Source organism: Pedobacter soli (assembly GCF_900101435.1).
Lineage (GTDB): Bacteria > Bacteroidota > Bacteroidia > Sphingobacteriales > Sphingobacteriaceae > Pedobacter > Pedobacter soli.
This window is the reverse complement of record NZ_FMZH01000003.1, coordinates 117978-140931: the sequence shown is the minus strand read 5'-3', so window position 1 is coordinate 140931 and position 22954 is coordinate 117978. Positions and strand designations below refer to the sequence as shown.

Sequence of the window (22954 nt, the reverse complement as noted above, 5' to 3'; positions counted from 1 at the left end):
AGTGATGCCCACCCATAGTAGTAGGATTGCTTCGTGCCTCGCAATGACGAGTTATACAATGTTTATTTCCCGTTTGTGGCTAACCACTTCGGATAATCTTTTTCTATAAATTTTTGTGCCCAGCTGCCGTACCAGGCGTAACCGTTTCTGCGTTCGGGAATCAGCTCCTCCAGTTTTAGTTTAATGCTGTTATCCCTGTCGCCGAAAATCGGAATGTTTTTATCCAGATCGTAAAAACGTGCCCAAACCATTGATGACTGATCGGGAACCAGCGCAGCACTTTTTTCCTTTGTTTTCGGGTCGGTACCTCTTTCGAAACGGTAACCTGCAATTTTATAGGTATTAAACCAATTGTAGGCAGCTGTTACTGCAGCTTTAATTTGTGGAGAAGGATTTTTAAAACGCATTAAAAAGCGGGTAATGCCCATCGATTCGCTTGTACTTAAAGATGCCGGCTCAAAATTCCGGGCCTTTGCGGGCTGCAAGCTGTCTTTATCATACTGTGCTCCCCAAATGCTTAAAACACCATTTTGTTTTACCTGTGTTTTCAAAATGCAGTCTACTCCTTTAGTAACGGCGCGTTCAGCTTTCGGGATATAGCTGACGTTTACGACGTCGAAATCGTTTTTCTTTGTCACGATGTCTTCCAGGATATCCAGCACGTTAATCATGGCATCATCGTTATAGGTGATCTCTGAACGGTACAGCGCTTTATCCGGATAATATTGCGGCCAGCCACCATTGGCATACTGGGCTTCGAGGATGAAATCAATTCCTTTTTCAGCAGCTTTCAGGTAAGCGGGGTTTTGTGTTTTTTTGTAGGCTTTAACCAGATATACTACTTCCCTGCTGGTGGCTTTGTTATCGAACGTAGCATGTAAATCTTTAGTGGCTTTTATTTTGGCCAAAAGCTCAGGGGTTAAGGTTGCTCCATAGTTAACCACGCTCTTATCTTCCAGCTGCTTGGGCCAGCCGCCATTGCCCAGCTGATAAACCAGCATTTTATCGGCGATCGAGTCTGCAGCTTGCTGCGCAAAGCACGACAGCATCAGTGTGCTGCAAATCAGGGTTAATACTATTTTTATTTTCATTGTTTGCTTGTTAGTTTTTTCTGCCACGGAGGCGGGGATTAACACTCCTCCGTGGTCTGTGTCTCCACAGACCACTACTTAATTCTTTTTCCGTGTCTCTGTGTTTCCGTGGCTAATATTCTCCTATAGGTTGGTGTCCTCACCGACCTATTATCTCTTTATTTTATTTCTTACCAGGAACCTGCTTAATCAGCCAGTTTACCAAATCATTTGTGGCTTTAAAGTTTTCAAAATCTGCAGGCAATTTCCGCCCATCAATGTATTCGTTGTAAAACCAGGGGTCGCCAACAGCGAAAACTGTTCCCTTACCATATTTTGCAGTTGCTATCAGCACATCGCCGTTATCGGTCAATGCAGAAACAGCAGGTGCTTTGGCCACAATGGTCGAAATTTCTTTGATGTAAACTTTTTTAGCCGTTTTGAAAATTGCATTTCCGGCAGGGATTTTTACGGCTCCCTGCTCAAAATTCGAGCCCTGCACTTTATTGCGGCTGTCTTCATTAAATTTAATCCCGAAAGTTTCAGGAAGCACATTGAATTTGCTGATTTCGCAATTGCCAGCATCGTTAAGCAGCAGCACCAATACGCCACCAGCCTTAACCCATGCTGCAATTTGTTTTGCATGTTCAGCATTCATGTAATTGGGATTAGCCGTTTCTTTTTCCGTATCAGGATCTACAATGATATAAATGTTGCTGCCTTTTAAGTTTGCTGTGGTCGGAGCAGTTTTAAGCGTTGCGGTTTTAACACCTGCATCGTTAAATACTTTCCCGAATAGCGAAAAACCATTGTTGTCGTCTTCTTCCCAAAGGTAATGGAAAGGGATTTTATCGCCGGTTGGCCCGGTCATGTATTCGTTATTGAAGAAATTATCAACAGTTACTGTTAAACCTTTCCCGGTTTTAGGTAGCGCATCAATTTCCATTTCTGCTGATGCGCAGATAAAGGCACCTACGCCTTTTGGATCGTTGGTGATAACTTTTTCACTGATGTAGTACTCGAAACTGCCATCGCGGTATTTTGGTTTTCCTCCCAAACCCGAAACAGAAACGGTTTTGGTCAGGTTGATCCTATCGTTACCCGCAGGCTCAACAAATTCTTTCTTTAAACCGGCATAACCTTTATTGGCAGCTGCCATAAAAGATGGAGCTAACCAGCCTTTGCGTACCCCCTTGGCCAGTCCGTACACAAACATGCTCGAAGCCGAACTTTCCAGGTAATTGCCCTTTCTGGTTGGCATATCCAGAATATCGAACCAAACACCCGATTTCGGATCCTGATATTTTACAGCAGCGGTTGCCGTACGGTTTAAAATGGCTAATAATTCTGCTCTTTTGGGGTGATTTACAGGGAAATTATCCAATACATCAACTAAAGCCATAATGTACCAGCCCATAGCCCTGCCCCAAAAATTGGGTGAGCGCCCGGTTGTTTTATCTGCCCATCGCTCTTCGCGGCTTTCATCGTAACCGTGGTACAATAAACCCGTTTTATTGTCGCGCGAGTTTTGTTCCATTAAAATAAACTGTTTGGCGATATCGTCAAAAGCAGCATCCTTTTTCATCAGTTTGGCATACTCGGCGTAAAAGGGCTCACCCATATACAACCCGTCCAGCCACATCTGATTGGGATAAATTTTCTTGTGCCAGAAACCGCCAGCTTTGGTGCGTGGTTGTTGCTGTAACTGATCATAAAGTTTAGTGGCTGCCAACAGGTATTTTTGTTGTCCGGTAACTTTGTAAAGCAGCAACAATGAACGACCATTTTTAACATTGTCGATATTAAAATCTTCGGCTTTATAAGTATTGATGTTGCCTTCTTTGTCCAAATAGGCATCCATCGAACTTTGTACGTATTTAAAATATTTTCCATCGCCGGTATTGCGCCATACGGCGGCAGCACCTTCCAAAACAACTCCCATATCGTAGGTCCATTTTGGGCCTTTGGCACCTTTAAGCAGGGTGGTATCCTGAAACAGTTTTTCCATGGCCGTTAGTGTGAGCTGTTCTGACAATTTCTTTTGCGCCAGGCCATTTTGTACAAAAACGGTAAGGAATGCTAAGGTTGCTGTAAGGTATATAATTGATCGTTTCATGTTTTATTATTTTGAAATCTCCAATACAGATTGATTTACGCCGGTAGCAAAGGCGGAGGTTTTTTGTGCTTTTGAAACATCTGTTCCCGTTATTTTTACCCCTTTGGTTTTTTCGCCGGTGATATCGAACAAGAGCTCAGCTCCGTTTTTATACTGAAGCCCATTAATATTAATGTTGGTGCCGTTTTGCACACGTACAACGGGATTGGTATCGTTGGTAATGACCTTAACATTTTTAAGGAAAATATTTGATGCCTCAATAATTTCGACCCCTTTTTTCGATTGAACGGTTACATTCTCGAGGTGGATATCCTTAATATTCATTTCAGGTAAGCCCCTGAAAAATATCGCTTTTTCTGCGCCATTGGCTACTACATCCTTAATGTAGAAATTTCTGAATTGCGGAGTAGCCTCAGTAACCGGAACGGTAACGGTTTTAATGGCTTCGCGTTTCTCTCCAGCCAAAGGAACCGGATCAACTGCCGCATAATACATGTCGAATAAAATGGCTTCGCCCGGAATGTCGATCATGTTGATGTTGTTCACATAAATATTTTCGACTACGCCTCCACGACCGCGGGTGGTTTTAAAGCGCAAACCGATATCGGTACCAATGAAAGAACAGTTGTATACCCAGATATTTTTGGCACCACCACTCATTTCACTTCCAATAACGAAACCGCCATGTGCATGGTAAACCACATTGTTGCGGATAATTACATTTTCGGTAGGCACGCCACGTTTACGGCCGGCCTCGTCCCTGCCCGATTTAATGCAGATACCATCATCGCCCACATCAAAAGTGCTACCCTCAATCAACACGTTTTTGCAAGATTCTACATCTACACCGTCGCCGTTTTGGGCAAACCAGGGGTTTTTAACCTGTAGGTTTCTCAAAGTCAGGTCTTCGCAAAGTAAAGGGTGCAGGTTCCAGGCTGGCGAGTTTTGAAAGGTAACGCCTTCCAGAAGTACTTTTTTGCAGCCTGTTAGCACTACCAGGTTAGGACGAAGGAAATCTTTGATGTCTTCGTAATCGGCAGCCGTTTTGCCAGGTTCAATTACACCAGCATTTTTAGTGTTCGAGCCTTTAACGGTTTTTTCTGATGGGTACCACATTTTGCCATCAGCCCTCACTACTCCTCCCGATGCAACCAATGTTTTCCACTGGGTTTCGGTAAGTTTATCTTTTTTTACCATGCGCCATGCACCACCATTTCCATCAATAATCCCTGCGCCGGTAATGGCTATATTTTGCAGATTAACACCAGAAATAGGACTTTGGTTGCGCCATGCGGGCTGACCTTCCCAATTTCCCTGAACCAGTTTGTATTGTGTAAAATCATCGGTAAACTGCAAAATCGCATCGCGTTTTAAGTGCAGGTTTACATTACTTTTTAATTCGATTGGTCCGGTTAACCATAAACCAGATGGGATTAAAACCACGCCGCCACCTTTTTGGCTTACGGCCTCAATGGCTTTGTTAATGCTTTGGGTATTTAAAAAAAGCCCATCGCCTTTGGCCCCAAAGCGGGTAATGCTTGTGGTGTCGGCTTTAAATTTAACCTGCTGAATAACAGGCAAGCCTTGCTTTTGTTGCGCAATAGCCGAACATGCAGCCGATATTAAAATACATGTGAGCGCTATTTTTGTACGGCAGAAACTACCTGTTATCTGTTTCATTGTTGGTGCTGTTAAATTATATTTGGTTAATCGTATAACAAGTGTACGTTGTTTGCTCCTAAAACAGAAGAGAAATCTATGCAATCGTTGCCGGAAAATAAACGAAAAAAGCACCTCGTTTAAGGTGCTTTTATGTTGATTATCAGTTTTTTATATTGATTATTTAGCCTCCGGCTTCCATCCCCGGAAAACGTTTTCCAAAATATACGCACTATACTCCATATCTGTTAATTGGTGCGACCATTTGGCTCTCGAACCAGGATTTGCGCCCTTTCCAAGGCTTTTGTATTCAGCATAATAAGCAGTTTGTTCGTTACTTGTTTTGCCCCAGTTGTTCCAGCCTTCCGGACGGATTAAATCGGGGAGTGTACAGTTAAGATAGGCTACTTTTGCATAAGGCCGCCAGGGTCTGCCCAGATAAAAACTATTTGCTGGTGCATCGCCTTTAATGATACATTTGTTAAAAACATACCCAAATTTAGTGGTATCGGCGGTCGATGCTGCGGTAATGTAACCGGCCTTTTTGCAATAAAGCGTACAGTTTTCGAACCAGGCTGTTGCCGCTCCAAAGATGAAATCGACCGTGCCTTCGATATAGCAATTTTTATAATACTGGCGATTGTTGCCGCCGTAGGTATACAATGTATCCTGAAAGCCCAAAAACCTGCAATTGATGAAAACAGACTTATCGCCACCGGCCCAAACCGCTACAGCCTGCCCAACCGGGCCCGATGAATTTTCGAAAGTGATGTTCTCTGCGGAAAAGCCTTCGCCGTAAATGTAAAAACTGGATGAGCCTGAAGTGCCTTTTTCTTCTCCAAAAGTGTTTTTCTTTTGGGCATAATCATCGTAGGTTAAAACGGTTTCGTTAAGGCTTTCGCCAATTAGTTTTACATTTTTTTTCGATGCTGCCAAAACCAGCTTTTCTTTATAAATACCTTTCTTAATGAAAATTACGGTGGTCTTATTCCTGAAATCGGGTACGGCATGAATGGCTTCCTGCACCGTTTTAAAATTTCCACTTCCATCAGCAGCGACTATAAAATCGGGTTTAACCTCCAATGCATGTGCAGCAAGGGCAAAGACCGTTAAAAAGAATAAAGCAATTGTTCTCATATCGATTTGGTTAGGCTTAAAATAAAATCGGCCACGTAAAAGTATGAACTTCATCACGCAGCCGTGTTTTAAAATATATGATGAACAATTTTAAACATTAATATTCGTCAGAACGAAGTTTTATCGAAATTAAAAGATGCAAACGATGTCGGGAACGATTGCACAATATCTGTTTGTCTTGAAATAAAAAAAGGCTTAATCTTGTTGATAGCCAAATATTAATTACCTCGTTGTAAAATGAAATATCTTTTTAGCACCACCCTGATTTTAAGTCTTAGTTTGAGTGTCTTTGCACAGCAAAGCCCTTCAAACAGATACATTTCTAAAGTTTGGGTATCAGATCAGGGCAACGGAACCTATAAAAATCCGGTTATTAATGCTGATTATTCCGATCCTGATGCCATTCGCGTGGGTGACGATTTTTATATGATTGCCTCCAGTTTTGATGCTGTACCGGGTTTGCCCATTTTGCATTCAAAAGATCTGGTAAACTGGAAAATTATTGGTCATGCGCTAAAACGTCAGCCGCCATTCGATCATTTTGAAAAAACGCAGCATGGCAACGGGGTTTGGGCGCCATCAATCCGTTACCGCAATGGCGAATTTTATATTTATTATCCCGATCCCGATTTCGGAATTTATGTAACCAAAGCCAAAACCATTACCGGCGACTGGTCTGCCCCGCAATTGGTTGCAGTAGGCAAAGGTTTGATAGATCCCTGCCCGTTTTGGGATGAAGATGGTAAAGCTTACCTGGCTTATGCCTACGCAGGTAGCCGTGCCGGAATTAAAAGTGTTTTAGCCATTATGCCACTGCGGAGTGATGGAATGAAAGCGCTGGAAAAAGGACGGATTGTTTACGATGGACATGAGCTAGACCCCACTATTGAGGGGCCGAAATTTTATAAGCGTAATGGTCATTACTATTTATTTGCACCGGCGGGAGGTGTTTCTACCGGTTGGCAGTTGATATTGCGCAGTAAAAATGTTTACGGACCTTACGAAAGAAAGGTAGCCATGGATCAGGGCAAATCGGCCGTTAATGGCCCGCACCAGGGCGCCTGGGTAAATACACCGACCGGCGAAGATTGGTTTTTACATTTCCAGGATAAGGATGCTTATGGCCGTGTAGTTCATTTGCAATCCATGAAATGGGTAAACGACTGGCCGGTTATTGGTTTAGATAAAGATGGCGATGGTACGGGCGAACCGGTAGCAGTTTATAAAAAACCGAATGTGGGTAAAGTATATCCGATAGAAAATCCGGTTGAAAGTGATGAATTCGGTTCGGTTAATTTAGGCTTACAATGGCAATGGCAGGCAAACCCACAACCCACCTGGTGGTTCACCGATGCCAATAAGGGCATTTTAAAATTATATACTTCAAAAATTCCCGATGAGGCTAAAAACCTTTGGGATGTACCCAATTTATTGATGCAGAAATTTCCTGCTGATGAGTTTGTAGCAACAACTAAGCTCAATTTTAAACCCAATCCTAAACTCGAAAATGAAAAAACCGGTTTAGTGGTTATGGGCAGAAGTTATGCCCAGATGAGTATCAAGAGTAAAAAGGATGGACTGTATCTGATGTATGGTGTTTGCCAAAGTGCTGATAAAGGTAAAGCTGAAAATGAAAAGGAGGTTATCAAACTTAAGTCAACATCGGTACAGTTAAGGGTAGGAGTTACCAACGGAGCCAAATGCCAGTTTAGTTATAGCGAAGATGGAATTACTTTTAATCCCGTTGGCGAAGCATTTCAGGCTACAGCAGGGCAATGGATTGGGGCCAAGCTTGGGTTATTTGCCATCCGCGATACACAAACCAACGATTCGGGAATTGCCGAATACGATTGGTTTAGAATAGAACCCATTAAATAATCGATTAGCAAAATGAAACATTATAAAATTATTACCGCAGTTATCGCTCTTGGCTTTTTGCTGATGTCATTCATCACCAAACCCAAACCGGTTAAGGTTTATTTAATCGGCGACTCGACTGTGGCGGATTATACTTTAGAAGAAGGCTACATGCAGAAAAGATATCCGCTAACGGGTTGGGGACAGGTTTTTCAGCCCTTCTTCCAAAAAGATAGCCTAAAAAAACTAAACCGGCTGATTAAAAGCGATAGCGTTTTGGTGGTTGATAAAGCTAAAGGAGGCAGGAGTACACGAAGTTTTTTTGAAGAAGGTAGGTGGAAAGAAGTTTTAGGCACTTTACAGAAGAACGATTTGGTACTGATTCAGTTTGGCCATAATGATGCGGCAAAAGATAAGCCCGAGCGTTATGTAGATATACCGGGTTACAAAGATTTCTTAAAAATGTATGTAAATGAAACGCGTGCAAAAGGCGCATTCCCGGTTCTGATTACTCCGGTTACGCGCAATTATCCCTGGAAGTATGGTAAGCTGGGTAGCGCACACGGTGAATATCCGCAAGCAGTAAAAGACGTAGCTAAGTCGTTGCATGTACCGCTTATCGATTTAACCACGCTTTCGGCCGATTTTTTTACCACTAGAGGTCAGGAATATGTGAGCAAAAATTATTTTATGAATTTAGATTCGGCTAAATACGAGGCATATCCGAAAGGTCAAAAAGACAATACCCATTTTCAGCCTGAAGGTGCAAAGGCGATTGCAGGCCTCGTGTTCGGGGAGCTAAAGAAGTTTAAAAACCTATCAGACTTTTAAAATCTGATAGGTTTAAAAATTTTATCCTACAATTACTTTGGAGGTAATTGCAATTCTGTTCCAGGCATTAATGGTAACAATGGCCATAATGATACTGGTAATTTCGGTTTCGCTAAAGAAACTGGCAACTTTTTGATAAGTAGCATCAGAAACATGGTTGCTGATCAGGGTTACTTCTTCGGTTAAAGCAATAACAGCTTTCTCTTTTTCTGTAAACAGGGTGGTTTCTTTCCAGGCGCTTAGCAGGTATAATCTTTGTTCGGTTTCGCCTATTTTGCGTGCATCGGCCGAGTGCATATTTAAACAAAATGCACAACCGTTAATTTGCGATGCCCTCATTTTAATCAACTCTGAAAGAATGGGGTCGATTTTGCTGGCTGATAAATATTTCTCTAAGGCATACATGGCCTGGTAGGCTGCCGGATCTACTTTGGGGATATCAATTCTACTTTCCATTTTTTATTGTTTTTGATTATGATGTAAAGTTCCGTATCCCGGCGCTGAAAAAACTTAATGTAGTTTAAGAAAAGTATTAACCGCAAAGGTCGCTAAGTTTTTGCGCAGAGTTACGCAGAGAAATTATTATTCCAATCCTGCTATTTCTTTAAATTAACCACAGCGGCCATAGAGGTTTTCACAGAGTGGCACAGAGCAATTTTAATTTTACATATTTGGGTATGTAATTCACCTGGCTCCGTGTACTTTGTGCCTTACTCTGTGTGCTTTGTGGTTGAAATTAGTTTATCTCTTCGCTCTGATCTTACTCAAAAACTCTGGCGTAAAACCCAGATAAGAAGCCAGCATGTATTGTGGTACCCTTTGTACAAATTCGGGGAAAAGCTGGTTAAAGTGTCGGTATCTTTCTTCAGCAGTTTGGCTATACAGGTACCTGATCCGCATTTGCGAGGCCTGGTGGTTTTTTTGTAAAATGAGCCTGAAATACCTTTCCAGTTTAGGTAGTTTATGGAACATTTCATCATAATGGTGCTGCTCAATGGCAATTACTTCTGTACTTTCTGCGGCCTGGATATAAAATTCGGAAGATTTTTGAAATAGAAAGCTCGTGAGGTCGGTAATCCACCAGTTTTCGATAGCAAACTGAGTGGTTTGTTCAGCGCCCTTAATATCAATAAAATAAAGTCTTAGGCAACCCTTTACCACAAAGTAATTGGCCCTGCAGGTTTGCCCTTCTTCCAGTAAAAAAGCTTTCTTTTTAACCGACAAAGATTTGAGTAAGGGGGCAAGAAGATCCTGCTCATCCTTACTCAAATCTATAAATTTATTAATGTGGTTATAAAGTGCGCTGTACATTATTAATTTTTACAGCTAAATTAATAATAATTCAGGCTTACATATCTGCCGCTTTCAAAATATCGCTGGCATAGTTGCCGTAATCTTTTAAAGCACCTTTTAAAATATCGCTCAATTGTTTTTTGGTAACGGGCTTACCTTTAGCAGGCACTTTGAGCTGTGTACTGGCTACTTCAGTATCTTTAACTGCAGTAGCAAACCAGGTAATGTGCTCGCGAGGCAAGGCGACGCCTAATATCATCCCTGGCAATCCGCTAAAGGTTTCCGGGCCACCCGAAACCGGAATCAAGTCGGTATAAAAAGCCACCACGTAAATGGAATCCATAATCAGTGCATTTGCTCTACGACAGTTGTAGCCGGCAATGTCTCTAAACTCATCAGTTATTTTCCAGTTTATTTTACGGACAGAATCTTTAACCAGGTAAGTTTCTTCGTAAACTGATTTTTGGTTAATACTGGTTGAAGTTTTTAAATTGGTTAAAATAATATTGTTCTGTTTAGCAGAAGCAAAGTTGCTTGCCCAGTTATTACCAACGCTTTCATCAGGCATGGGATTAAAGAAAGTCTGGTCGTTTTTAAAAACAAGTTCACTTTTTAAAGTTTTAAACTGCGGATTATTTTTCTGATACTGCTCAAATGCCTGTGCACTCCAGAAATTATCAGGATAACGCTTGATTTGGTCTTTAAGCAAAGCATAAATATTTATCTTCTTCTCAAATTGAATGGTACCCTGGTGTACAAACCTCGCATGCTGTGCCATTGCATAATTTACAGTGCAAAAAAGCATCATTATGGCATATCTTAATTTCATTTTTTGTAATAATTTAAAAGATCAATTATATAATATTTAGTCTTTTTAACAGCATGTGCTGATTATTTTTGAGGTGCTCCACCACCCATTTTATTAAAGTCCCAAACAAGTGAGAACATAAAGTAACGGCTGATGTTGTTGTAATTGGTTTGCGTAATGATGTTGGAATAAGCATACCTTCTAAATCCGCGGTTTTGGTTAAACAAATCGTTTCCACGAATGGTAAATTTCAGTTCTTCCTTTTTGAAGAAAGATTTGGTTATGGATGCATTAACCACAATCTGTTCGAAACTGGTATCGAAAGCTTGCGAACGTGGCGTATACGTATATTCACCATCTGCCTGAAATTTAATTTTTTTCGGTAAGGTAAAGCTCATGCCTCCCCATCCCTGCATACCCCATCCCTTATTGGCGCGGTCTTTTTGTAAAGAGGTTACCTGGGCATTGTAACTTGGTCCGAAATTAAGATAGAATTCACTTTTATCTTTATAACGGTTAATATCTATTGTAGGACTGAAACGGGTGGTTGTTATTTCATTTAATTCGGTAACATCGCTTAGCTGGCTTTTTACATAATTGTAGCTGGTACTGCCTCCTGCATTTAAATTAAGACCAACGTTGGTGTCAAATAGAAACTTTAGTTTCCGGCTAATGCCACCGTAAATGTTGTAGTTAATAGGGGTTTTATCGGTTAAGTTAACAGATTTGGCAATTGTTTTACCAACGGCGTCGGTCTCAGTATTACTTACAATAGCTTTATTTACGAAACCAAAACTACCGTTTATATATAATGATTGTTGCGTTAAAACTTTATAAGAGTTATAGCCCGCATTAAAACGGCTATTAAACGATGGTGCAAGATCAGGATTTCCCAATGGTTGATACAATGGGTTATCGTTAACCCTTACTGGTTGCAGTTGGCTAATAGAAGGTTGAGTAGTATTTCCGTTATAACCAATGCGTAAAGATTTTTGTGCAGAGAATTTATAAAGATAGCTGGCTTGTGGTAACCAGTTAACAAAACTCCTGTTGTAGGTCTGATTCGAAAGCTGTTCGATCTGATCGAAGTTTACAGCACTAATCCTACTGCCGAAACTAATGGTCGTTTTAGGTTTTTTGTAGTTAAAAATCGCTCCACCCTGATGGATATATTGTGTAGCTTTAAAATCGTTACTAAACTCGCTATCCAGCACATCGTAATTACCCGGCGTAGATTGATTGAAAGACCTGCGGTCTGAGCGGCTATCGTTTAGTACAAAACCATAGTTGAGTACCAACGCAACTGATTTAGTGATGGGTTCGTTATAGGTTACATTGGTGTTAAAAATGGCGCTGCGGGTATTATTTGTTTTGTACTGATCGGTTACTTCACTTCTGGTTTGCACGCCTAACGTATCAAAATACTTAACATCCGAATGTAGAAAACCTGTGCCATTAATCTGGTTTAATTTTTGACTAACACTTATCGAGTAGTTCCGGCCTAATTTTTTAAGCTTTTTAGTATAAAGTGCCGATATGTTAAAGTTCTGCTCCTTACCATCATTGCTGTTAGATTGATCATTGCTGTTTAACAAAGAATTGTTGCCTCTACGGCCCTTGCTGTTTATACTGGAGGTATTATCACTATTTTTCAACATCCCATCAACAATTACTTTAAGATTGCTGGTGGTATCCAATTTAATGGTATAGGTTGCATCTAATTTTTGTCTGAAAACATTCCGGTCAGAATTTTCGTCGGTATTGGTATTGATAATCCCATCAGGTAAATTGTTCTGGTTGATGGTATTTTTGGTGGTTTTTATACCTAAGGCACCCAATTTGTAATTGGTATTAATGGTTTCTTTATCATCATTCCACTTATTGTCGTAATGTGCACCGCCTGTTAAAGCTTTGGGGATACCTTCTCCATAATAGCTGCCACTTTCCAGTTCATCGCCGCCACCAAAGCTAAACCACATGCTTCCATCATCTCCCATTTGCATATTGTTGTCGCTAGCGCCTAGTTTATTATTGTCTTGCCAGCTTAATCCGGTTGTACCATTATTGCCGGCTGTTCCATAAACAGAGAATTTTTGTTTGGCTTTAAAACGGTTGAATAAAACCTGCCCTTTGTAAAAATCTTTGGTGCCGTAACCTAAATCTACCTTACCGAAATAGCCACTCTTTTTATCTTCTTTTAATTTGATATTGATGGTTTGTGTTTTCTGTCCATCATCTACTCCGGTAAATGCGGCCTGATCGCTTGATTTCTCATAAAGCTGCACTTTATCAACCATATCGGCCCTTAAATTTTTGGTAACCAGTGTGGGGTCGTCGCCAAAAAATTCTTCTCCATCTACCAATACTTTCGGAACTGATTTTCCCTGAGCAGTGATCTTACCGTCTTTATCAACTTGTATGCCTGGCAACTTTTTTAACAAATCTTCTACTTTGTCGTTGGGTTGTATGCTATAGCTTGATGCATTAAACTCAGTCGTATCGCCCTTAATTTTGATGGCTGCCCGCTCTCCTTTAATAATCACGTCTGAAAGAAGTTTAGCCATCCCTGTAAGATTTATTTTGTTGTAATCCTTGATTTGCGTAGTGGAATCGAGCGTAAAATGATCAACAAAGTCGGCATATTGAGGATAAGAAACCAAGAGGATAAACTTACCGTTTTTAATGCCGGTAAGCTCAAAAGAGCCGTTCTCTGCAGCACGGGTAAACTTTACCAGGGTAGAGTCTTTTGCATTTAAAATTGCAACCGAACTACCCGATAAAATGGCCGTCGAAGCGGTGTCAATCGTCCGGCCTTTTATGGTATGCAGGCTCTGTGCCCTTGTGTACGATGCAATCGTGACAAAAAAGCACAGTGAGAGTAATAAACGTTTCATATAGAAGGATCTGTTTTGTATTTACGAATATAGAACTAATATGTTAGTTCTATATTAAGTTTTAACCTTTTTTAACATATCTGCCTAATTCTCAATATCGCTTAATCTTTGACGGGCTAACAAACCGAATTTCGTATAGGTTAATCGGGTGTTCGTCTATAAATAGATGCTTATGGTATAATAGCATGCTCTTGCCTGAAACGTTTTGAAGAAACAGTCGTCTTATTTATAGAAAACGCCTGGTAGTAAGGCGTTTAAAATAAAGATTCGTCAAACATAAAATATTAAGATCATGAAAAATTCTATCCAAAAATTATTCGCAGCTGCATTGGTAGTGGTTGCCTTAAGTAGCGCAGCAGTGGTAGCCAATGCTACCGAAAACACAGCAAGCTATACTGCATTAACAAATGTTAAAAACATCAGTAAAGTAGTGGTATCGGGCAATGTTAAACTAATCCTGGTTCAGGATGCTAAAGAAAGTGTTGAGGTTTACGATCAATACTATGGTAAAAATGCAATGGTGCAACAACAAGGTGCCGAATTGAGAATCAGCTCTTTTGATAAAAATACCCTGACAGTGGTTGCGCACGTGAATAACCTGACAACAATTGTAGCTTCAAATACAGCAACAGTAAGCACTGCGGGCAACTTTAATTTGTTAAACCTTAAGGTTGTACTTAGCGATAAAGCTTCGGCCGATATCACTGCCAATACGGTTAATCTATCAACAGAAATTAATGATGCAGCAACTTTAAAACTAGCCGGCTCTACCGAAGATCATACTGCTGTAATCGGGGCAGAATCGAAAATTAAAATGGGCGATTTTACAGCAACAGAAAGTAGCATAAGGGTATCGGCAAAACCAGTTGTGTTGGCCAACAGTAATCCATCCCGTTATGCCGATATAGACATTGCTTTATTAGAAAAACTATTCTAACTCTATCATATATTTTAAATGTTGGTCGGGATTTGCAAAATCCCGACCTTTTTTATGTTAAAAAGTTAAGGTTTTAACCACAGATACACGGGATAAACACGGATTAATATATTCTGGCGATACAATCGCCATGCTACCCTGGTCCGGATTACAAATCCGGACCAACAGATTTTACAAGTCAAACTTAATCCCCTGTGCCAGTGGCAGGGTATTCGAGTAATTAACGGTGTTGGTTTGCCTACGCATATACGCTTTCCAGGCATCTGATCCACTTTCGCGGCCACCACCGGTTTCCTTTTCGCCACCAAAGGCTCCGCCAATTTCGGCACCTGAGGTACCAATATTTACATTGGCTATACCGCAATCCGATCCGCTGGCAGATAAAAATTGTTCAGCTTCTCTCAGGTTTAAAGTCATAATGGCCGATGAAAGCCCTTGTGGAACACCGTTTTGCAAAGCAATGGCCTCATCAAGTGTTTTGTATTTGATTAAATATAAAATCGGAGCAAATGTTTCGTGCTGTACAATTTTAAACTCGTTTTTTACTTCGGCTATACAGGGTTTTACATAACAGCCGCTCTGGTATGCTTCGCCCGATAATACACCACCTTCTACCACAAAACGGCCACCTTCAGCTTTGCATTTTTCAATCGAATCGAGATAGGCTGCAACCGCATCAGTATCAATCAACGGACCAACATGGTTGTTTTGATCTAAAGGATCGCCAATGCGCAGTTGCCCGTAGGCATTAACCAGTTTTGCGGTAAAAGTATCGTAAACACTTTCGTGAATAATCAGCCTGCGGGTTGAAGTACATCTTTGCCCTGCAGTGCCCACAGCACCAAATACAGCACCAATTAAACTCATATCTAAATCGGCATGTTCCGAAATAATAATGGCATTGTTTCCGCCCAGTTCGAGTAAACTTTTGCCTAAACGTGCGCCCACAGCAGCGGCAACCGCTTTCCCCATTCGGGTTGATCCGGTTGCCGAAACCAAAGGAACACGTCCGTCATTGGTCATCAGTTCACCTACTTCTTTATCGCCTAGAATTAAACTGCATACACCTTCTGTAACCGCATTTTTTTTAAAAACCTTCGCAATAATATGCTGACAGGCTATAGCGGTTAAAGGCGTTTTTTCTGATGGTTTCCAGATACATACATTGCCACAAACCAGGGCTAGTGCTGCATTCCAGCTCCAAACCGCAACCGGGAAATTAAAGGCCGAAATAATGCCTACAATACCCAGCGGGTGCCACTGCTCGTACATGCGGTGGTTTGGGCGTTCGCTGTGCATGGTTAAGCCATATAGCTGGCGCGATAAACCCACAGCAAAATCACAGATATCAATCATTTCCTGTACTTCGCCAAGACCTTCCTGTAAGCTTTTTCCCATTTCGTATGAAACCAGTGCGCCCAAGTCCGATTTGTTTTCGCGCAGGGCATCGCCAAACTGGCGTACAATTTCACCTCTTTTAGGAGCAGGAACGTTGCGCCATTCGGTAAAAGCAGCCTGCGCCTGTAGCACCACTGCTTCATAATCGACACTGGTAGCCACCCTGGCCGAAGCAATTCGTTTTCCGTTTACAGGAGAAAAACTTTCCAGCGTTTTTACATTAGCAGTTCCTCCCCAATGGCTCCCTGTGCTAAATGCTGCATTATCGGCATTTATGCCCAATTTGTTTAAAATGGATTGAATATCTGTAGTCATATCTCTATCGGTTTACACAAAAAAACAAAAAAATAAAGGAATGCGAGGTACACGGCGCACTTAACTTTATCACAATTCTTAATATCTTGCCCTGATTTTACTAAAAACGACTACTCAATGAGAAACTTTAAACTATTACTCATCGCCATTTTAGGTTTTGGGCTCAGCCTTAACGCACAAACCAAAAAGGCTACCAACACACTCCTCTGGGAAATTTCAGGCAATGGAATACAGAAGCCATCTTATTTATTTGGAACACACCATTTTACAAGCAGGAAATTTGCCGATACCATGCGGGTTTTGCAACAAAAACTGAAATCGGTTGATGGTGTAGTGGGCGAGATTGTAATGGATAGCACGGTACAAATGCGAATGGCTCCGTTTTTAACCATGAAAAACAACACCCTCGATAGTTTATTTACACCCGCAGAATACAAAGAGGTTGACGATTACATTAAAGCTAAAAACCCAAAAGTTAATTTAAAACAATTGAACAGATTTAAGCCCGCTATGGTTGGCGTGCTACTGATGCTGCTGGATAACCCGGAGATAAAAGATATGGCCGATGGGATAGACGATAGCTTTCAGCAATATGCCAAAAGCAATGCAAAATCGATACACGGCTTAGAAACTGCTGAATATCAGGGCGCACTTTTGTTTGACGGCGATCTGGAAAAACAGAAAAAGGCCTTGCTTAAATCAGTTCGGGAATCGGATAAAAATAAACTTAAAATAAAAGAGCTAACCGCCTATTACCTGGCTCAGGATATTGATAAATTAACTGATTTTTTTAAAACGCAGGATGAAGAAACCAAAGAGTTTATGACTGAAATGCTCAAAAACCGGAATCAACGCTGGCTCGATCAACTCCCTGCTTTAATGGAAAAAGAATCGTTGTTTATAGCCGTTGGTGCTGGTCATTTGGTGGGAGATGAAGGTTTGATAAAAGGCTTGCAGGTTAAAGGTTACATCTTAAAACCGATAACAACCAATTAGGCATAATGTAAAATTAGCTGGTAATTACCGCAATTCTTAATACCTTGCCATCAAGAAACTGACTTATAAAATCTTAAAAAATGAATAAAAAATTTATTGTCTGTGGGGTAATGCTGGCTGCTGTTTTTGCAACCAATTCACTTTCCGCACAGGAACAAGCTGCTGAAAAATCTAATCTTGGCGTTTACAGAGTAACTGCAACCAAGGTTAACGATCTGGTACATACCAAACTCGATGTTTCTTTTGATTATGCAAAGCGATACCTCTACGGTAAGGCATGGATAACTTTAAAACCTCATTTTTACACCACCGATTCGCTAACGCTTGATGCGCAAGGCATGGACATTAAAACAGTTGCACTGGTTGGTGTAAAAGGGAATACCCCGCTTAAATACACCTATAACGATAATAAGTTGTACATCAACTTAAATAAAAAGTACACCAACACCGAAAAATATACAGTGTATATTGCTTATACAGCTAAGCCCGATGAGTTAAAGGTGAAAGGAAGCGCGGCCATAACTGATGCCAAAGGATTGTATTTTATTAATCCAGATGGTAGCGATAAAAACAAACCAACGCAAATCTGGACGCAAGGTGAAACCGAATCTTCTTCAGCCTGGTTTCCTACAATCGATAAACCTGATCAGAAAACAACACAGGAAATTTCGATGACGGTAAAATCGAAATACACCACTCTGTCAAACGGAAAACTGGTTAGTCAGAAGCCCAATACCGATGGTACCAGAACAGATACCTGGAAAATGGATTTGCCGCACTCTCCATACTTGTTTATGATGGCTGTAGGTGAGTTTAAAGTGACCAAAGACAGTTATAAAGGTAAAGAAGTAAGCTATTACCTGGAACCTAAATACGCGCCTTATGCGAAGCAGATTTTTGGTAAAACACCTGATATGATTCAGTTTTACAGCAATTTGCTTGGCGTAGATTATCCATGGAACAAATATTCGCAGGTGGTGGGCCGCGATTACGTTTCGGGAGCAATGGAGAATACCACTGCAACTTTACATGGCGAACATGTGCAAAAAACAGACCGTGAGCTGTTGGATGGAAATGAAGAAGGCACCATTGCACATGAGCTTTTCCACCAATGGTTTGGCGATTATGTAACGGCCGAATCGTGGTCTAATTTAACGATGAACGAATCTTTTGCCACCTTTGGCGAGGTGATCTGGCACGGGCACGACGCCGGTCAGGATGCTGAAGATAAATCGCGTTACGAAAAATTGCAATCTTATCTTGGCTCAACTAAAAATGGCGAAAGTCCGGTGTTGGCTCGTTTCCACTACAACGATAAGGAAGATATGTTCGATAACATCAGCTATGCCAAAGGGTCGATTATTCTTTATGCATTGAAAAACCAGATGGGTGATGCTGCTTTTTACAAATCGCTTAACCGTTATTTAACTACCAATGCTTTTAAAAATGGCGAAACACATCAGTTGCGTCTGGCTATGGAAGAGGTAACCGGTAAAGACTGGAGCCCTTATTTTAATCAGTGGTATTACAATGGTGGTCACCCTATTTTAAGCATCGATTATGGCTACGAAAATGGTAAAGCAACCATTAAAGTTAAACAAACGCAGGATGCCAGCGTACAGACTTTTACCCTACCGGTTAAAGTAGATATTTATGCAGGTGGACAAAAAATCAGAAAAGAAATCCTGATCAACAGCCGCGAACAAAGCTTTAGTTTCGATGTAAGCACTAAGCCTGATCTGATCGATTTTGATGCAGATAAAATTGTGGTAGGCGAAACCAACGACAATAAAACAGCCGAAAACTATTACTTCCAGTATAAAAATGCGCCAAGTTATGCCAACAGGATCGAAGCACTGCAGTTTATTATGCAAAGCAAAGCCAACAGCGGTCAGCAGGTACTGTTAGCCGGATTGAAAGATAAATCGGCCGATTTGCGTGCGCTGAGCATTGATGGTTTGAATTTAGAAGATGCCCAGATTAAAGCTGCGGCCCTGCCAATTCTGCTGCAATTGGCTAAAAGCGATAAAGATACCGAAGTACGATCGGCCGCGATAAGCAAGCTTGCCGAAACCGGCGATCAAACCTATAAAGCGCTAATGAGCGAAAGTTTAAAAGACCGCTCGTACAAGGTAATTGCTGCCGGACTCGGTGGCTTAGCTAGATTGGCTCCTCAGGAAGGTTCTGCGGCATTATCGGCCCTAGATGCAGATACCAAAGATCACATTGCAGGTTCGGTTGCAACTTTATACATCAGCGACCCGAGAGATGAGCATCAGGCTTTTTACGAGAATGTTATGGCTACTGGCGACAGAAATAAAATTTTTGCCACCATTGGCCAGTATTTTCAGTATTTAAGGGCCAATACTAATCCGGTGGTTACCGAAAAAGGAATCAAAAATATTAATAATGCTATTGAAAGATTAAAACTGCAGGCTTACTTAAACAAACAATTGGCAGGTGCTTATACCGCAACTGTGCAGGCTAAGCAAAAACAGGCTGCTGCGGCTACCGGTACCGCTAAAGATAACCTGAACAAACAGGCAGATTTGTTTAAAAAAGGAGCCGCCGATTTAGGCAAAGAATAAGCAAAACAAATTTGAATAAATAAAGGCCGGCATGAAAAACATGACCGGCCTTATTTTTGGCATATCTAAGCTTTGGAGACTTAGGCTTAAGCCAAAGTCAATATCCTAATTACAGCCGTCTTTTCTTCTCGTATCAATAATATAAACAATCTGCCAGCCATTATCGCCTTTTACCAGCTGAAAGGAATTCACACCGCAGTGGCTGAATTTATCGCCCAGATAAAATTTATAATCTGTCCAAACCAATGCCAGTGGTCCGTCTATTAATATTTTGCTAAACACAATCCGCTCGTCATATTGGTCTTTATGAGGTGTGCCAATTAATTTGATAAAATTATCAACCGACTCGTTGCGCACACTTACTTTCCCTTCTTTGTTCACAATGGTTTGCATTACAGCACCAGTTGCGAAGGCACTACGCGCTAAGGTGCTGTCGCTGGTTTTCATGCCGGTAAAAAGATTGTTTACTGCTTTTTTAATGGCGCTTTCTTCATCGTTTTGCGCAAAGGCCTGTAAGCCAAAGCAGACCAAAAACAGGGCAAAAATGACTGTTCCTTTCATGACTTCTTCATTACGTTTGTGTCATAAATTTATAGTATTTTTGTGAAAGAAGGGAAAAGGAACCGCGATGTTGCAAAAATCTATTGATTATCCACACATCTTAATAACAGTTAATAAGCTTTATATTCAGCTATTTACGTCGTTTTAAATAGCAGATGTTAATAATTATTTTAAAAACGGATAATTAAAAGTAGTAAAATTATAATGTGTTTTCCTGCTAATTGGCACGGTTCTTTAATAGTATAATATATGGAAGAAGAATTCTTTTTTGAATCCAACGAAGACGCACAACGCTCAGTAGAACGTTACGAAGAAATGCTCCGCAATCAGGACCAATATTTCTTCGATGCAGGCGCTTTTGAATACATTGTAGATTTCTACATTGAGAAAAATGATCCGGTCAAAGCTTTGCAGGTAGTTGATTTTGCAATCAGTCAACACCCCTACGCAACTGTTTTCTTAATTAAACAGGCTCATCTGTACATTTTAACCAACAACCACGAACAGGCTTTTATCGCTTTGCAAAAGGCCGAATTACTGGAACCATCAGAACCGGATATTTATTTGCTTCGTGGTAATATTTTTCAGAATACCGAGCGCTTTGACGAAGCTTTAGAGAATTATGAAAAAGCTTTGGGCCTGGCCGAAAGCACCGACGAGATTTTACTGCAAATGGCCTACGTTTACCAGAGCATGTCTGATTACGAAAATGCCATTACTTACATCAAACTCAGTTTAGAGCAGAATATGGAAAACCAGGATGGTTTATACGAACTGGCTTTCTGTTACGATGTGTTGGACAAGCAGGAAGAAAGCATCAAGTTTTATCAGCAATATATCGATACCGATCCGTATTCTTATGCGGCCTGGTACAACCTGGGCAACAGTTTCCATAAGATAAATCTTTTCGAAAAGGCAATTGATGCTTACGATTATGCCATTCTGATTAAAGAAGATTTCAGTTCGGCTTATTTTAACAAAGGCAATGCGCTGGTACAGTTAGATAAGTATAACGAAGCGATAGAGGTTTATAAACAAACTTTTGAGTACGAACCACCCAATGCCGATACGTATTGTGCCATTGGCGAATGTTACGAAAAGCTCGAGAAGATGGACGAAGCCCGTTCTTATTATAAAAAATCGGTAAAAATGGATCCTAAAATGGCTGATGCCTGGTTTGGGATTGGTGTTACACTGAATTTTGAAGAACGTTATTTCGAATCGCTTCATTTTTATAAAAAAGCGATCGATTTAGAAGCCGAAAATGCCGATTTCTGGTTTGCACTGGCCGATGCCTATTACAAACTAAACCAGATTGACGAATCAATCGAGGCTTACGAGAAAGTTTTGGAATTTAATCCGCTTGATATTGAGGCCTGGTTAGATTTCAGTACCGTATTGTATGAGCAGGGTAAACTGCTTGAAGCATCAGAAACCATGGCCGAGGCCATTAAAAATAATCCCGAAGCTGCCGAACTGTATTACCGTATGGTAGCTTACCTTTTTGCACTTGGCAGTTATGCTGATGCATTGGGATATCTGGAAACTGCTTTAACAACTGACCCCGAAAAACATTATATTTTATTCGAATATTTGCCACAATTACAAGATAATAGTGCCATTTTGAACGTAATAAACCGATATATCAGGTAACGACCTTGTGAGAAAAATTTAACAAATAAATCTGAAAATTTTTTTCACTTTTGTAGGCATATGAATTATCCATTATTAAACGTTCCCGAACGTCCAGCTAAACCACGCCAAAAAGGCTTAACAATGGTTATGGATAAGGGATTAAGCCTGCGCCAGGTTGAAGATTTTATTGATGTGGCAGGTGTACATACAGATATCGTAAAATTGGGTTGGGCTACCTCACACGTAACACCAAACCTTAAAGAAAAGTTAGCTTTATACAAAAGTGCAGGTATTCCGACTTATTTTGGCGGAACACTATTTGAAGCCTTTATTATCCGTAACCAGTTTTCAGATTACCAGCGCGTGCTTGATCAGTACGGAATGGAGTATGCCGAGGTTTCAGACGGTTCGGTAGATATTGAACACGATAAAAAGTGCGCTTTTATCAGCGAACTGGCCAAACAGGTTACCGTAATTTCGGAAGTTGGTAGTAAAGATGCTGCCAAAATATTTGCGCCATACAAGTGGATTAAACTGATGCAGGCCGAAATCGAAGCCGGCTCGTGGAAAGTTATTGCCGAAGCACGCGAAGGTGGTAATGTGGGTATTTACCGCGGAAGCGGTGAGGTACGCGAAGGATTGGTAGATGAAATCCTGACCCAGATACCCGAAGAAACCATTATTTGGGAAGCACCCCAAAAAGAGCAGCAGGTTTGGTTTATAAAACTCATTGGAGCCAATGTAAACCTGGGTAATATTGCCCCTGCCGAAGTTATTCCTTTAGAAACCATTCGTTTGGGTTTAAGGGGCGATACCTTCGATCATTTCTTAAACTTAGGGAAATAATATAAAATTTCTG

General features: G+C 40.9%; 17 protein-coding genes. 7 read left to right on the top strand and 10 right to left on the bottom strand.

The annotated features are described in order from the left end of the window. Positions 1-62: 62 nt before the first annotated feature. The 4 genes from pelA to BLR37_RS07970 form a co-directional block, all read right to left on the bottom strand. Positions 63-1091 (bottom strand): pectate lyase, encoded by a 1029-nt coding sequence (pelA, locus tag BLR37_RS07985; protein ID WP_090767837.1) that lies wholly within the window; start codon positions 1089-1091, stop codon positions 63-65. A 163-nt stretch (positions 1092-1254) separates the two neighbouring features. After that, entirely contained in the window at positions 1255-3186 is a 1932-nt protein-coding gene (locus BLR37_RS07980) for a glycoside hydrolase family 88/105 protein (protein ID WP_090766905.1), read from the bottom strand. A 6-nt stretch (positions 3187-3192) separates the two neighbouring features. After that, positions 3193-4866, bottom strand: a complete 1674-nt coding sequence (locus BLR37_RS07975) for a glycoside hydrolase family 28 protein (protein ID WP_090766903.1) — start codon at positions 4864-4866, stop codon at positions 3193-3195. Between the two features lie 159 nt (positions 4867-5025). After that, the gene (locus BLR37_RS07970; protein WP_090767835.1) at positions 5026-5982 is read right to left on the bottom strand and encodes a pectinesterase family protein; all 957 of its coding nucleotides are present in this window, start codon (positions 5980-5982) and stop codon (positions 5026-5028) included. A 237-nt stretch (positions 5983-6219) separates the two neighbouring features. On the opposite strand from BLR37_RS07970, the gene BLR37_RS07965 reads away from it, so the two are divergent. Then, complete coding sequence (locus BLR37_RS07965; RefSeq protein WP_090766900.1) at positions 6220-7860, top strand: glycoside hydrolase family 43 protein; 1641 nt, start codon at positions 6220-6222, stop codon at positions 7858-7860. Positions 7861-7872: 12 nt separating this feature from the next. Next, complete coding sequence (locus BLR37_RS07960; protein WP_090766897.1) at positions 7873-8670, top strand: rhamnogalacturonan acetylesterase; 798 nt, start codon at positions 7873-7875, stop codon at positions 8668-8670. A 21-nt stretch (positions 8671-8691) separates the two neighbouring features. Here BLR37_RS07960 and BLR37_RS07955 read toward each other — a convergent pair whose 3' ends face one another. From BLR37_RS07955 to BLR37_RS07940, 4 genes are all read right to left on the bottom strand, one after another. Beyond that, positions 8692-9126: a carboxymuconolactone decarboxylase family protein gene (locus BLR37_RS07955; RefSeq protein ID WP_039474841.1), complete on the bottom strand. Its 435-nt coding sequence runs from the start codon at positions 9124-9126 to the stop codon at positions 8692-8694. Positions 9127-9411: 285 nt separating this feature from the next. After that, positions 9412-9981 (bottom strand): Crp/Fnr family transcriptional regulator, encoded by a 570-nt coding sequence (locus tag BLR37_RS07950; protein ID WP_090766894.1) that lies wholly within the window; start codon positions 9979-9981, stop codon positions 9412-9414. Between the two features lie 37 nt (positions 9982-10018). Beyond that, complete coding sequence (locus BLR37_RS07945; protein WP_244154619.1) at positions 10019-10792, bottom strand: GLPGLI family protein; 774 nt, start codon at positions 10790-10792, stop codon at positions 10019-10021. Positions 10793-10854: 62 nt separating this feature from the next. Continuing rightward, the gene (locus tag BLR37_RS07940; protein ID WP_090766891.1) at positions 10855-13665 is read right to left on the bottom strand and encodes a TonB-dependent receptor; all 2811 of its coding nucleotides are present in this window, start codon (positions 13663-13665) and stop codon (positions 10855-10857) included. Positions 13666-13957: 292 nt separating this feature from the next. On the opposite strand from BLR37_RS07940, the gene BLR37_RS07935 reads away from it, so the two are divergent. Then, entirely contained in the window at positions 13958-14602 is a 645-nt protein-coding gene (locus BLR37_RS07935) for a GIN domain-containing protein (RefSeq protein WP_090766888.1), read from the top strand. A 171-nt stretch (positions 14603-14773) separates the two neighbouring features. Here BLR37_RS07935 and amaB read toward each other — a convergent pair whose 3' ends face one another. Next, on the bottom strand, positions 14774-16315 hold the full coding sequence (amaB, locus tag BLR37_RS07930; RefSeq protein WP_090766884.1) for an L-piperidine-6-carboxylate dehydrogenase: 1542 nt from the start codon (positions 16313-16315) through the stop codon (positions 14774-14776). Between the two features lie 117 nt (positions 16316-16432). Here amaB and BLR37_RS07925 point away from each other — a divergent pair, with 117 nt between their 5' ends. Together BLR37_RS07925 and BLR37_RS07920 are read left to right on the top strand one after the other, a co-directional pair. Continuing rightward, complete coding sequence (locus BLR37_RS07925; protein WP_090766881.1) at positions 16433-17311, top strand: TraB/GumN family protein; 879 nt, start codon at positions 16433-16435, stop codon at positions 17309-17311. Between the two features lie 80 nt (positions 17312-17391). Further along, complete coding sequence (locus BLR37_RS07920; RefSeq protein ID WP_090766878.1) at positions 17392-19899, top strand: M1 family aminopeptidase; 2508 nt, start codon at positions 17392-17394, stop codon at positions 19897-19899. Between the two features lie 105 nt (positions 19900-20004). Here BLR37_RS07920 and BLR37_RS07915 read toward each other — a convergent pair whose 3' ends face one another. Further along, positions 20005-20460 carry a nuclear transport factor 2 family protein gene (locus BLR37_RS07915; RefSeq protein WP_090766875.1) on the bottom strand — a complete coding sequence of 152 codons (456 nt, stop codon included), beginning with the start codon at positions 20458-20460 and terminating at the stop codon, positions 20005-20007. A 249-nt stretch (positions 20461-20709) separates the two neighbouring features. On the opposite strand from BLR37_RS07915, the gene BLR37_RS07910 reads away from it, so the two are divergent. Together BLR37_RS07910 and BLR37_RS07905 are read left to right on the top strand one after the other, a co-directional pair. Beyond that, entirely contained in the window at positions 20710-22113 is a 1404-nt protein-coding gene (locus tag BLR37_RS07910; RefSeq protein ID WP_039474875.1) for a tetratricopeptide repeat protein, read from the top strand. 60 nt (positions 22114-22173) lie between these two features. Next, the gene (locus BLR37_RS07905; protein ID WP_039474878.1) at positions 22174-22941 is read left to right on the top strand and encodes a phosphosulfolactate synthase; all 768 of its coding nucleotides are present in this window, start codon (positions 22174-22176) and stop codon (positions 22939-22941) included. Positions 22942-22954 lie beyond the last annotated feature (13 nt).